Raw genomic sequence first — 14509 nt, 5'->3', positions numbered from 1 at the left:
GCGGAGAGGATCCCCTCCCCGCCTATAAACTTATTTCTTCTGAGCTTCTACGGCTTTCTTGAGCAAAGCGTCTGCTTCTTCGAGAATCGGCTTCGGATCCTGCTTGCCTAATACGATCTTCACCGTGGCTTCTTCCATCATCTTATTGGCTTTGGCCAGGTTCGGATCGGAGATGCTAACGGTTCTGTGCGGCTTATACGACCGGGCATCGTTATCCTTAATATACTTTAGAATCGCCTGCGCAGAGGTGGAAAGCTTAACGACTTTACTCGCATCGTCAATCAAGTCTTTTCTCATCGGGAGGGCGCCCGCTTTTTCTGCGGCAAACTGCTGGTTATCCAGCGTCATCAGCCACAGAATGAACTCCTTGGACCACTTCTTGTTCAGATCAGGCTTGCCGGCCCACATGTATTGGAAGTTGGTGATTCCGCTTCGGATCCAAAGCTTTTGTTCCACCTTATCCCTGAACGGCACCGCCATAAAGCCCCATTTGAAGTCTTCCGGAGTGGTCTTCTTCATTTCGTTCTCCACATGGCTTCCTGTGGAAACCATCGCGGCCTGGCCTTGAATCACCTGCATCTGGGACTGGGTATGGTTTAACGCCGGCAATCCTTCCGGGAAGTATCCCTTCTTGCCAAGCTGATACAGGCGGTTCCAGTGTTCCAAGCTTTCCTCGCTGGTAAATTGAGGACCATTGTACGTTTTATAGTTCTCGATTACCTTATCTGCGTTTCCTTTGATATCGGCCAGCTCAAACAGCTTTGCAGGTCCAAAGGCCCAGTCATAGTAATTAGGGTAAACTCCCGGGAAAGTAATCGGAGCAAGGCCGTCCGCCTTAATTTTGGCAAGCATGTCGTTAAACTCGGCCCATGTCTTCGGATTCTGGTTCCAACCCTTCTGCTCGAATAGCGTCTTATTGAAGAACAATCCGCCGTAAGAGCTCGAGGTGGCAAACTCGTATACCTTTCCGTTCACCTTGGTGAACGATTCGGCGAGGCCCGGCATCATGAGTTCTTTCATTGCTTTGCCCGGTACGTCCGGAAGCTTTTTGTCGAACATGTCATCGAAAGGCTCGAGCTTACCGGCTTCCGCCAGGGAAATGATGCCCTGTGCTCCGGACGGCGGCGTGGTGTTGAAAATGTCGAACATGTCGTTATCGTTGCCTGCGGAAACTTTCGTTTGAATCATGTTCTTCATGTCCGCAGATGCTGTAACGTCGAAGGAAACGTTCGGGTATTTGGCCTGGAAGGATTTTACGGCATAATCGAACCATTCCCTTCCATAGCCTCCCATGAAGAAGCCGATCTTCAGCGTCACTTTTTCCGTCTTCGACAGCCCGTTTTCGTAGACATCTTCTTTAGTCTGATTCTGAGGCTGACTCGCGGAAGGCTTTTCCGTTTTTCCTGTACACCCTGCAAGCAGAGAACCTGACATAGCAACTGCCAAGCTTAAAGCCGTCAGCTTTGCAAAATTCTTTCTCATACTTAAACCCCCTCGAATTAATAAAGAAAATTGATTTATTAAATCAAATAATACAGTGTAATTGTTTGGCGATGATTATCGTTTTGTAAGGGATCTGTTAAAAATCGCTGATTAACGAGGTATGAACACGTTTACAATTTACACCCAATTAATAAATCAATTTTATTTATTATTATCCTACCTCTTTTTTCTTTTTGATACAACAGAAATCTTTCGACAAAATCGCTGTCTTTACCCAGTAATGACCTGCGTGGTAAACTAATTTCTACTAAGAGTATAAACGTGTTCAGTTCAAGGAAGAGGTCGACTTATGTCCACATTGAAACATGCAAGCCACACGCTGCTTAAATCCATAAATCAGCAGAAGGTGCTGCATCTGATCTATTCGGAATGTCCGATCTCCCGTGTAGAGTTAGCTAGTAAAACCGGACTTAGTCAGCAAACCGTCACCAACATCGTCAACCGGCTTCTCGAGGATCAAGTGATCGTCGAAGGCGAACCGCAATCTCTTGAGAGCGGCAGCGGCCGTAAGCGCGTTCCCCTGCTGCTTAACGGTTCCCGATTCAGTGCGATTGGCATTGAATTGTCAGGCACATCGGCACGGGGAGCAGTATATAATTTTCAGCATGTCCGCTTGGCGGAAGCTGAAGTGAAGGCAGACCGTTACGAGTCCGAAGAGGACTTGCTCCGGGTGATCCGCAGCGTGATCGACAAACTCATGGGCCAGATCCCTGACCCTACCTGCCTGAAAGGAATCGGCTTCAGCGTCCATGGACTCGTTGACTCCTCCGAAGGCATTCTGCTTCGCTCGCCGGGGCTCGGCTGGAAGCGGATACCGCTGGCGAAGCTGCTCGAGGATGAGTACGGGCTGCCCGTCTTTCTGGAGAATGACACCAATCTGCTTGCGCTCAACGAAAATATGGGCGGAAGTCTGATTTCCTCCAAAAACAATGTGACGCTTAGATTAGCCAGAGGCATCGGGGGCGCCATCGTCGTAGAGAAGCTGCTGGTCACCGGCTCCTCCTTCGTAGCAGGCGAGGTTGGCCACTATAAGGCGTTTATGCCGCCCTACGATTATGAGTGCTACTGCGGCGGCAGAGGGTGCCTAACCACATTGGCTTCCTCCAGGGGCTTGCTGCGGACGCTCGGTCGGAGTTGGGAGCAGTTCAACGAAGCTGTCCGCGCTGGAGACCCCGAAACCGTTCGGCTGAGCGAGGTGGTGAGAACGGCGATCGTTTACTCCGTTGCCAATATCGTCACCCTGCTCAATCCGGACCGGGTTTTGCTCACCGGGTTTATGCTACCAGTATGGGGGGACTCGTTCGTCGACGAACTCAAAGTTCGAGTGATGGCCCAAGTGCCGGAAACGTGCCGGAATGTAGAGTTCCTACATCTCACCGATGTGGAGGACGAGACTGCACTGGCCGTCGGGCTTGTCCTGCAGAGCGTGTTCAAGATCCCGCTCGACAGCTTGTCGCTGTAACTCGCAGTCACCCTTCAGAAAACTGGAAATACAGGGTTATGGACGATATTTTCACAACGAAAAGCCCCTGGAAGGGATGAGAAATCTTCCAGGGGCTTTTCGTTTATTAGCGCATTGCAGGCAGGTTATCGGCCCCAGATGCGAAGTAGGGCCTCAGCTTTATCATTCAGCCACTGCTGAGCGTCCGCAGCAACCAAATCTTGATGTGCTTTATTAGAGAGGTGCATCAAAAAGTCCTCGATCTTCTTGGCTGCCTGATCCCGCTGTCCCTTCTGCATATGGTTCTCCGCCTGGCTTAGTACATTCTCCAGCTGTTTGGAGAGCGGATGGCTAACCTTGCCGGAAGCAATGAAGCGCTGCAGGCCGTTCTGCAGAGTAGGCAGGTCGATCGATGTCTTAAAACTTACCGGCTCGCTATGCACAGATACCGCTCCCGACGAGTGTACAGCCTTGACCTGGAACGTATACACCGTATCCGGCTCCAGTCCCGTCAAATTGTACACCGTGCCGGTCACCGTGGAGATGGCCCCATGACTACCATACACCTGGTAGGTCACGCTGCTTCCGTCGGATGCCGTTATCGGGGACCAGCTCAGCTGCGCCGAACTCGCAGTCACGTTTGCCACCTTCACGCCTTGCGGCGCTTCAACGGTAACCCGGGTGCGGAAGGACCAAATATCCGAGTACGTCCGTCCGCCGAAGCTATCCTCCGCCAGTGCGTACCATTCGTAATCCGTGCTTCCTTTCAGGTTGTTCCAGTTGACCATGGCTGTGGAACCGCTGGCCGCCTGCGCCAATCCAATCGCATCGTTAGCGTATACTTTTACCGTCATCGCGTCGGTCGCCACTCTTTTCACCATCGGCTTCAGGTCCACCGAAAGCTTAAACTCGTCCTTGCTCGGATCGTAATAATTGTAATCGTCCAAATACGGCGAATACGTATTAACATAGACGGTATCCGTCTCCGTATCGAAATGCAAAAGCTTCAAATATCCATTTCCGCCGTTCGGAATGCCCTGATAATCATTAAGAATCTGGTACACTTTGCGATCCGGCTGTCCGTCTTTGTTATCGTCAAGCTGGTCGGTACGCAGTGCACTTCCGGTGAAATGACCGCTCATGACCATCCATACGTTAGGATTCGGAACTACTACTTTCTGGTAAATCTCGTTGCCAGTTGCGGATCTCGTTGCGTTATTTTGCAAATAATTATGAACCACAATGGCCGCTTTACGATCCGGATACTGCTTCAGAACGCTGTTCATCCAGTCCATATCCTCATCATTCATACCCCAGCCCATGTAGACGAAAATAAAATCGTTGCCGCTTGCTGATATCAGGTCATAGTGACCTTTGTTATCTTTGTAAGACTCTCCGTAGTAAGGCTTATCCTTAAAGCGGTTCTCTCCGAAATACTTCGAGAATTCCGAGTAATCCGGCACTGACGTCGCTCCTCCGTCGAACACGTCATGGTTGCCCGCGACTAAACCCCAAGGAATTTGGGCGTCTTCCACCACCTTCATAAACTTATCCGCACGTTCCCACTGTCCTTTGATGCCTGCGGAGTTTACAATGTCCCCCACTTGCATCACATATTGAATATTCATCGATTCTTTGGCATCGCGCAGGAAATTGACTTGGGACTCAAAATACTCCGGTTGAATTTCCGCGTAGATCTGTGTGTCCGGGATAGAGGCAATGGTAAAATCGTACTGCTCACGGCGCGGAATCTCGTCCTGAATCAGGACTTGGACTTTGCCGTTTCTTGCATAATTGCCGCCGTCCACCGCCGCTGAGAGGTTAAAGTCTTCCTCGGAAATGGCCACTGTGGACGCTAGGGAATCCCACTTTGCCGCAGGATAATTCCATGCGTACAAACCTACTTTACGACCCTTGAGCGAATGCCCTTCCCAACTTAGCTCGAGACGATCGCCGGCGCCTGTTTCCGCCATCACTTCCACTTCAAAGCGCTGATAAGGAAACTGTTCAGTAGAGTCATTAGTGACGTAACGGTCATCGGAGGCTCCGGCGGCTGTTTGTTCTTCGGCGGTCAGCTGCGTTTCTCCCGGACTCGTCAAGGTCAAAGGAGGCTCTACATCAGCCGCATGCTTGTAAGCGGTCACTCCCGCGTCCGCGGCGGTGATCTTTTGCCCTTTAAAGAACTTCACGTTCAGCGGGTCGCCGGTCGGATCGGAAACCGATACCTGCAGGCTCACATTCGTGTCCGTATCCTGTGCACCGTCCGCCGGCGCCGCTAGGAGCGGCTTACCCGGAAGCTCTGCAGGCGTTGTGAACTTGATTGTTTTCTCCGTCGATTTGCCCCCGGCGTCTACAGCCTTAAGCACAAGATTATGCTCCCCCGGAGTGAGAGCTGCAGAGGAGGTGGAATACGGAACCTCAATAAGCTTACCATCCAGATTCACCTTGAAGGATTTGACGGAGGAAGCCGCATCCGATGCGGAAGCTTGTATCTCAAAAGCCCCTTTGTAAGTACTGCCTTCCGTAATATTCGCAGTTACAACCGGACCTTGATTGTCTACCATCACGCTCGCTGTGTCCTTGCTGCCGTCAGGCAGAGTCACCTCGACCCGATGAGGTCCGTCAACGGCTGCTGCGGTGTTCCATCGGTAGGAGATCCCGTCCCAATAGCGCTCGGGAATCGTGAAGTTGAAGTACACAACCGGAAGGAAGCGTCCGTTATCTCCCATGTCCAGTATGGTGGCCGGATTCGCATATTTCGGGTCGCGGATGACCGTACCGTCCGCCAAAACAAGCCGGACATTGCGGATATTGAAATCATCCAGGCCGGGCTCCGGCTGGTTCTCATAATAAGGTCGGGTTGATGAACCCGCTCGCAGGGCAATCGGATTCGCCTGACCGTACTTGAACAAATCGGGCCGTACCGGCACTACCATGGTTTTGTAATCATTGGTTTGGAACGGAATCAAGTACAGCGTCTCGCTGCCCATGGTGGTCACGTTCTGCCCTACATTTATGTCGTCCGCTTCAAATACAAAATAAGCCGTTTTCTCCATGGCTCGTTCCGTTGGACTGACCGGCTGGCCGTCGATCGACAGCGACATGGACCCTGCGGTGTTAGACGAACCGATCAGAACCCGCTCACCAGACAGAACATCGCCATCAAGAACGTTCAGCGCAGGGCTTTTCTCATTCCCGGCCAGGCTGATCGTTTTCGGAGCCGTTGACGTTGTGTTGAAGGTATCGGATGCTTGGAAATAGTAGTCGAGTGTCGGGCTCCCGAACCATTCCATCATCTCCAACGAGTAGCGGAAGCGTCCGTCGGCGCCGCGCGGCGAGGTTACCATTTTATAATTCGTCGTCTTGTTGGATTTATAGTATAGATTAACGGACGCAAGAAGACGATCATCTGCCGCTTCGGCCATCAGCTCAATCGGCTTGATCAGGTCAATGCCGGAGTGATCCGAAAGATCCTTTACCGACGGCGGGACAGGGTCGTTCACAGTGAGGACAGGTTCCGCGGGTACGTTAGCCGGGTTGAAGGTTCCCGGGGAGGCCGGCAACGTCTTGGAGCTGAGCTTCTTCATATCGAGACTGCCGGCGTCTGGAACGCCGTACTCGATACTCATATCCGCAGCTGTATCGATCACGCCTGGATTAAAGCTCGCACGTACAATGTCGGTTCCTGTATTAGTAGCTACCACGAGGGTTCTTTCCCTCAGGTTGTTAAGACCGCCGGGAATCCGGACAATGTCTTTATTTTCAACGAGCGAGGTTTGAAAATGCTGATTAAAGTCAGCCACCGTCTTGGGCTCCCCTGACGCCGTAACCGCCCAGAAAACCATAGCCTGCTTAGGCTGGATGATAATCTGTTTATCGGTGTAAGGCCGCCAGAATAAATCCTGGCCAGGCTCCCCCGGGTACCTGTATAAAATAGAGTAGTCCTTGAAGTCAATCGATTGGTCGCTGTTGTTATAAACCTCCAGGTACTCGAAGGGATCCTCTCCCAGCGCATCGTCTCCACCGGAGTCAGGGACCATTTCAGTAATGAGCATGCGGGGGATTCCAGCTGCCGCTTCGATGGCGGCTGCGCTTTCTGCAGCTGCAGGGCTGCTAAGATTCAGCAGAGAGCCGGCGACAAGCTGTGTGACCATTAGGCAGGTGAAGCAGCGGGTTAACAGTTTCTTTTTCACTTGTTAGTCATCTCCTTGTTATCAATTTACACAATGATTTCGAAGTACAGGAAACATCTCCATCCTAGTAATTAATTTATAAAACTATTTGATTTATTAATTACTGATAAATATCATTCGCTATCAAGGCCACGTTTCCTCTTTGTTTTTGTAAAGGTTTTTTTAAGATATGGCGATGGGTTTTAAGTGAGGGGTGTAAGCAGAGCCATAGCATTCTTTGACAGCGGAGATTTCAGTTAAAGCTGCGTTGACCGCAAATGGGGTACAATAGTTTATTCTTCATAGATTACTACCTTGCAAAAAAGAAGCCGACAACTGAGAATCATCAGAAGTCCGCTTCTTTTTGTATATTTATTTAATTGTATAAAAATGTTTTCAAAGTATTTCTAAAACAAAACAACAATTGTTGTTCCAGAATGATTAGAATTTTCTATGCACCGTGGCGAAATTGACGGTTTGTTGCATCTGGCATGCCGTAAATTTCATGCATATAAGCATGGGCTGAGTTTCACTTCTTTACCAGAGCGGACTTGTCGGTGTGACACCCGCCCAATTTAACAAAACTGAGCACGCCAATTGCGCCGTCTGCGTAAACGTTCCCTACTCTACAACGTCTCCGTACTGAGCGTAAATCCTTCGATCACGACGTCTTCGTCGACCTCGATCAAGATACATCGTTTTCCTTGATAATTTACCTGTCTCACGTACTTTAAATCTTGAGGACTGACCGAAATCGTGGCTATCTTCGTATCAATTTTAATCGATTTAGAAGTGAACTTCGGCATGACGCTGCTTGCTTTGAGTTCATAGTTTTTGTCGTCGACGACATTTTGGAACGCTCGTTCCACCTTTTCCATCGTCACGCCCTCTACACCACTGACCGACAGCATGTGTTCCACATCTTTATAGTCCAGCTTTGGAGGTTCTTCATCCTCGTTGGACTCGATGACCCGATGAATTTCCTCATACACATGAGCGATCGTAGCGGCATCAAGTTGATCGCCCGCCACTTCCTTCACGATGTCCTCAAAAATGGCTCTCTCTTCTAACGCTGTCACGGTCTTCTCTGCATTTAAGACTTGATCGATGAAATGCCAATTCGGTTCATGCGCTCTCCCCGAGCAATACAGAATGCGATTCACGTCGGAATAGTTGTCTGTCACACTAGGGTAGAAAAAACCTTGTTCCGGCGTGTTCAATTTGATGATCGGATCTACGAAAACGTTATACTTAAATTCTCTCTCCACATAGTCAAACATGAGCGTTTTCTTCTGTTGTTCCGTAGAATTCACGCTGCACAGAATGAATAGATTCGCGAACATCTCGTTTTTTTCGCTCTCCATGGCATCTTCGTTCCTACTCTTAGTCGGCCGTGAATATTGTCCGCGAACGAAAGTAATCACTGTATCCTGTTCGTATGTGGTATCCACCAACATTTTTTCCACCAACAAAAGCATTAGATCTTGCCATTCTTCCGCATTACCAGTCACTAAACCTTGATGGAGAAGCACCTGTGTAGGCTGCTCCGCTTCCTCCTGAAACTTTAACTCATACATCTTCTGATCTAATTCGCCGGTCAGCAGTTTTTTGAAATTGAGCATATATAGTTCCTGCTTTTCCCTGTCTACTAGGGCGAACGGTTGGCGCTCATAATGGTAGATCTCGTTGCTTTCCTTCATGATATACACGTTAAAAATATCGTGGATTTTAAGCATTTCGTTATCCAATTTAAAATGCTTGCGAATATGCGCGATTTCTTTCTTTATCATGGTCCTTCAGACGCTCCTATGAAGTAAAATGGCCTTACTAGTACTAATGATTGAATTAGAAATTTGTAACGGATGATTTGCCTTCCTGCCTGCTGGATTAGGATCTCTACTTCGGCTACGGCACTTTAAAGGGTAAAGTTACCGAGTGGATTTGAACCACTTAGATTGTGCGACTGTGAGGCACACAAACAAAAGCCCTTCATGAGAAGGGCTTCCACCGTTACTTCCCTTTATTTCCGTTCCAAACTTAGAGTGAATAGCACTCCACAGGTCTCGTAATTGGTTTAATAACTCTACTTTTGAAGACTTGGATAAACTACTTCCTGTATGTTAATGCATTATTATAGATTTCTCAACTATTTTGAGAATCTATCCTCACTAATTCTGAAAATTTTCTCAAAAATTATGACAACACATCGCCACGCCTTGTCGGGGTAATGAAATCGACCCGGTCCTTCATGCCGTCGATCCGGTCCCGGACGTCTTCAGGCATATGAAGATAGAACTTATTCAGCGCTGAGGCGGATTCCGCTTCGAACGGCAGCGAGGAGTAATGGCGCAAAGCATGCACCGCAAAAATAATCGCTACAGCCTCTACCTCAGTGAATGCGATTGGAGGAAGCACCCTCCTACCATTCGCACCATGAAACCATCACCGGGTTGTTTTGTTATTTAGGCTGCTTGTCCTGATTTACAATCAAATCCGCTGCAACATTTTGTAACTTTATGTCAAAATTTGAAGTAACTTCTACTCCAAATCATCTCCGTTACCGTTCATGCTCCGGGATCTGGCAATCATGTTTTGACTATTCGGATCCTTCGCCTGTCTTTCAGCCCAGTGAAACGAGAGATTAATAGGCATTTAAACCCACTATATCTATTTCGACCCAGTCAATAAGGACCATTCCTTCTTACATACTAACAAATCATCCCGGCCGAGACGATACTATTATTAAACCGCTGTAAGTTTTATATATAGGTTGACTTGGCTATCATCATTCCAAAAAAACACAACTTTTTACCTACCATTCTTTTTCTCACGCCAAGCAACCGCAGCAGTTTTTGTATAAATTTGTCGACCGTCACTCTGGTCCCAATTTCCCATCTTATGCTTCAAACAGCTTCACCCATTGTGACAAAGGCAAACTTGTCGAAAGGCAAGGACGCAAAGCCATAGGGCCTTCTTCGTCTCTGCATTCGGAGAACGAGGGTGGCAGCCGTGCTGCCGGAAAAAAGAATGTCCTTTGAACGCTACGCTCTATACGGAGCGCGGCACTCAGACGTTCCGGGGGAAGAGCTTTTTGAACGATTGCCGCCGTTTATGAAAAGTTGTTCCTCCTCCGCCCAAGCCGGGCGCCGGTTTGCCTACCCAAGCAAACCCGCGGCGTAAAGGGGTATTTTAAACCGGAGGAGAATTTACTATGATCAGCAAATGCAAAAAAAACGATCGAACCGTCCCCGAATTACCTGGAAAGACCGCAAGAAAGGCTTCACATTCCCTTTACCGTTTCCTCGCCAAAATCATCGCCTCTCTCATGGCGTTGTTGCTTGCCATCGGCAGCCTGTCCATCCCGGCCGACTCCACCATTGCCGAAGCCGCTATGCAGCCGCCTGCCGGAACCGTCTGGACCATCGGCGTCCATGACGGAAGCTCCGCCGAATTCTCCGATTTCAAAGCCATGACCGTTTCTTACGCCGTCTACTTGCCGTATGCTGCACCAAGCGACTGGAAGGTATTCCCGAAAGGCATGAAAGCTAGCGTCAACAAAACGCTTAGCATCGATTACACACTGTCCGCGCTGCCAGCATACGGCGTGGAATTCGACGTTCACATCCTGAATGCCTATATTTCCGTTCCTCAGATAGCGGTTTATTCGAACGGCAGGATGGCGGGGCTCCTGCAGATTGCCGGAACCGCCGGCAGCGGCGGAGCCTATGCCTACCGCGACCTCTACCGACTGTATATACCGAACGAGCTGCTGATGGCCGGGGAAAATACGCTAAAGCTGGAGGTGTACGCTGGGTCCTATTCCAATACTTCGGGGGATGCAAACCTGTGGTACGAGTGGGACGAGTTGTCGATGACCGCGCTCTCCGCCCCGGCGTCCGAGCCGATCCATGGCCGGTATGTGCATCTGGGCACCGCCGTCACCAATTCATTTGCAATCAACGACGATGTAACCCGGCTCCTGCCCGATTTGATGGAATGGCTCGGCATTGCCTACAGCAGGAATATGATGCGGACGGGCTTCTATTCTGACACGAGGAAAATGTGGCAGGACGGCATCGTCTCCTACCTGAAGACCATGAAGGACCTGAATCTGCAGCCGGTGGGAGGGATCTTCGGCACGGACTTTATGAACGGCCCAGACATGACCGCCGGCCACATGCCTGACAGCATGAAGACCTATTACCGCCAGTTCATGGCCGATTATGGCTCCTATTTCACCTATCTGGAAATGGACAATGAACCCGGCGTGTTCAATCATAACCAATCCTCGCTCGTGGAGCTGGCTCAGTTCCTGAAGTCGGAACAGCAAAGCACCCCTTGGGTCAAGATCGTCGCTCCCGGCTGGGCCTACTGGCCAACCAAAGGAACGCCGTACGGCTGGGAGCGGGATCCCGCGCAGCGGCGGCCGATCGAAGCCCTGTCGGACCTGACGAACGGCCACAGCTACGGGCTGTCCGGACTTGCGCAGGCGCGCGGAGGCGCCCTGAACGAGAATCTGCTGACCTATAACGGCGGCACGGAAGAAGGATTGCCGAAGGAAATGGTCATGACCGAAACGGGAGCGAACGATATGCACGCCGACCAGAGCAAGTTCGGTGCTTCAGCGTATAAATTCGCCGCTGTCTTCGACCGGGAATTGCGCGGGGACATCGGCTACGCGGACCATATCATGCAGCATACCGCATTCGATTCGTCCTCCCCGAACTATGCGCTCTTTGTTCGTTCCGCCAATTGGAGTACGCACCGGGCGGCCGACACGGCGGCTTGGGCGGCCAATTCGGCGGAAGGCGGCGAAACCCGACTGCGGACCTTCCGCCGACTGGCGGCAGCCTATGCGACGCATGGTGCGCCGCTGCCCTACACATTCCTCAGCGGCGACGAATCGGCCGGCCGTAAGATCTATGTCCGCGCCGTCGATACGCGCGCACTTGGAACGTCTTTGGTCGGTGCCTCGTCCGACAAGCGGATCATCAGTGTAGTGAACTTCGAACCGGTCGGCACCCCGGCACGCCATGTAAGTGTCCGGGTCACGCTGCCGGAGAGCGGCATGTACCGGGTGGAGCAGTACAGAGACGGCAGCACCCTGAACGCTTCCTATTCGGTCGATGACCGAAGCGTGTCCCCCAACCTGGATCTCGACCTGACCATAGCCGCAGGAGAAGCGGTTCAGCTCTATTTGACGCTAAAGGAAAACCAGGCGCCGGAGAAGCCGGTCATGGTTGGCGCGGCCATGGCGACATGGAATTCCGCATCGGTTGACTGGAACGAAGCAGCCGACAACCGGAAGACTACCGGCTACCGCCTTTACCGCGATGGAGAAGAAATCGCGGTGCTGCCGTCTTCAGTGACGAAGTACACCGATACGACTATCGCCTACGATCGCACTTACTCCTATACGGTTCAAGCGCTCGACGATTCGGGCAACATCTCCGCGCCGAGCGACCCTGTTCTGCTGACCGTGCAGGATATGCCGGTTACTCCTGGGGGCCCGCTGTATGAGGCCGAGAAGGGCCAGCTTGGCGGCATCGCTAAGAAGGCCGCAGACTACGCCGCCTCCGGTGGCAGCTATGTTCGCGACATGCACGGCAGCGGATCGAGTATCAGCATCATTAACATCATGCCGGGCTCCGGCGATTATTCACTTCGCATCGGTTACGCCACTTCGGCGGACGCCACGTTAAATCTTTATGTGGGCGCTAAGATGATTAAGAAGCTGACCTTCGTTTCAACCGGCAAGAACACGGGCACCGGCGCCTACAAAAGCATAACGGCCGATATCACGCTTGTAGAAGGGCCAAACACGGTAATGCTTCGGCATGACGGCAGCAATACAGGAGGCGTAAATATCGACTATGCCGAGCTCATTCCCAAACAGTCGTTAACGACGGAGTCAGGCTGGCACGATTACGCCTTTAACGATCCGGGCGTCTATTATTCTCCGGGCATCCAGACCAATGACAACGGAAGCTGGAACGAAACCGAATCGCCGGGAGAGGTGGCCTCCTTCGGTTTCACGGGAACCGGCGTCCGCTGGCTGTCGAACGTGCAGAGCAATCTGGGCAGAGCGGATGTATATATCGACAACGTGCTGCAGGGCACGATTGACCTGACCAGCGCCGAACTCGAAGGCTACAATAAAGTTGTATTTGAGAAAAACAATCTGCCGGACGGCGACCATACCCTTCGGATCGTCAACGTGGAAGGCAAAGTGACCTTTAACCGCTACAGCGTAAACGGTCCGCAGCAGACCCTGCGACAAACGAACTAGACGTTTGTAATCACAGCTTTGGCGGGCCGCTTCGCGACATCTTTATATTGATAGCACCTTTTCGAATCCCGCCAGTTAACAACAAATAACCCCGGTCCGATACTTATTCGGGTCGGGGTTATGAATATCTTGCCTTATTCGACCATGTCCTCAACGCCTCGACCATGCAGTGATCAAAACGTAGCCCGAAAACCCGCGTCTATATACAGTACATGTATAAATATGCAATACATGAGGAGGTGGAAGGAAGATCAATAACGGTCTCTAAATGATAAAAACTACATTGAGAAGAAACTCAATTTAGCTCTTTGAATTATTGATGTAGGTTATTGTTCTAATTTAACCGTCCAGGTTCTTTATTCACTTAAAACTTAGTTGTGCCACTGTAACTTTCACCCATTGCCTGATAGTGGGACGCCTCCTGTTAAATATCATAAACGCATTATGTCATTATTTTACAGCATAAAAAAAAGAGTAAGCCATATGATTGGCCTACTCTATTCAGACTACAGCTACTGATTTAAGGGTGTCTAATCTAGCCGCAGACTTTGCCCTTGATGGCAGCTTCCGCTTTCAATCCCGGTTTAATGTTCTTCATATCCCAGCTTGGGCCTCCTTTTAGACCATCCAGTTTAAATTTCCTGCCGGATTTACTTGGATTCAATAGATCAACACTGTAAGGGCCAACATCGGCTTTCAAAATACCGCCAAATTGAGGGCAGTTCCCGTCAAAATTTTGCTTATACTTGATCCCTCCGCTAATGCCTCCCGCAGGCGTTTTAAGTTTCGCTGTCGCTTCTACCGATACGCCGTCATCCGCTATATTCTCGAACGGATCTACTTCCAATCCGCCGCCGATCCCAAACCCGGCTTCACCGCAAGCGGATACCCCTTTTTCATCGACACAAAGTTTGGCGCCGGCACCCAAGCCAGCGTAAGCCGAGAAACCGACGCAGAACAGGCCGGCCATCCAATCCGGCAGAATAGTTCGCGATTGCTCAAACCATGCATCCAAGTCGTCTCCCCCATAGCGGATGTCATTCCCTATGATGCGGCTGTAGATATCTGCTGTCGCATTTCCTGTCAGCGGATCCGGACCGTAAA

At 50.6% G+C, this 14509-nt stretch carries 6 protein-coding genes, 1 pseudogene and 1 riboswitch; of the genes and pseudogenes, 2 read left to right on the top strand and 5 right to left on the bottom strand.

Annotation, left to right across the window (positions count from 1 at the left end; genetic code table 11):
• Positions 1-30 precede the first annotated feature (30 nt).
• On the bottom strand, positions 31-1482 hold the full coding sequence (locus AC58UU_RS03215) for an ABC transporter substrate-binding protein (RefSeq protein ID WP_497312893.1): 1452 nt from the start codon (positions 1480-1482) through the stop codon (positions 31-33).
• Positions 1483-1792: 310 nt separating this feature from the next.
• Between AC58UU_RS03215 and AC58UU_RS03210 the strand changes: the two genes are divergently transcribed.
• Positions 1793-2965 (top strand): ROK family transcriptional regulator, encoded by a 1173-nt coding sequence (locus AC58UU_RS03210; protein WP_497312891.1) that lies wholly within the window; start codon positions 1793-1795, stop codon positions 2963-2965.
• Between the two features lie 125 nt (positions 2966-3090).
• Here AC58UU_RS03210 and AC58UU_RS03205 read toward each other — a convergent pair whose 3' ends face one another.
• From AC58UU_RS03205 to AC58UU_RS03195, 3 genes and pseudogenes are all read right to left on the bottom strand, one after another.
• Positions 3091-7137 carry an FIMAH domain-containing protein gene (locus AC58UU_RS03205; RefSeq protein WP_497312889.1) on the bottom strand — a complete coding sequence of 1349 codons (4047 nt, stop codon included), beginning with the start codon at positions 7135-7137 and terminating at the stop codon, positions 3091-3093.
• 605 nt (positions 7138-7742) lie between these two features.
• Entirely contained in the window at positions 7743-8906 is a 1164-nt protein-coding gene (locus tag AC58UU_RS03200; protein ID WP_497312887.1) for a DUF4317 domain-containing protein, read from the bottom strand.
• Positions 8907-9327: 421 nt separating this feature from the next.
• Positions 9328-9534, bottom strand: a pseudogene (locus AC58UU_RS03195) (transcriptional regulator); the annotation flags it as partial.
• Between the two features lie 502 nt (positions 9535-10036).
• A riboswitch (cyclic di-GMP riboswitch) is annotated at positions 10037-10136 on the top strand.
• Positions 10137-10327: 191 nt separating this feature from the next.
• On the opposite strand from AC58UU_RS03195, the gene AC58UU_RS03190 reads away from it, so the two are divergent.
• On the top strand, positions 10328-13405 hold the full coding sequence (locus AC58UU_RS03190; RefSeq protein ID WP_497312885.1) for a polysaccharide lyase family protein: 3078 nt from the start codon (positions 10328-10330) through the stop codon (positions 13403-13405).
• A 535-nt stretch (positions 13406-13940) separates the two neighbouring features.
• On the opposite strand, the gene AC58UU_RS03185 is transcribed toward AC58UU_RS03190, so the two are convergent.
• A complete protein-coding gene (locus tag AC58UU_RS03185; protein ID WP_497312883.1) occupies positions 13941-14420 on the bottom strand; it encodes a hypothetical protein in 480 nt (159 codons plus the stop codon).
• Positions 14421-14509: the final 89 nt, after the last annotated feature.

The sequence above is a fragment of the Paenibacillus sp. JT22N1 genome (assembly GCF_059692155.1).
Note: the sequence above shows the minus strand (reverse complement) of the source record. Positions and strands in the feature narration are given on the sequence as shown.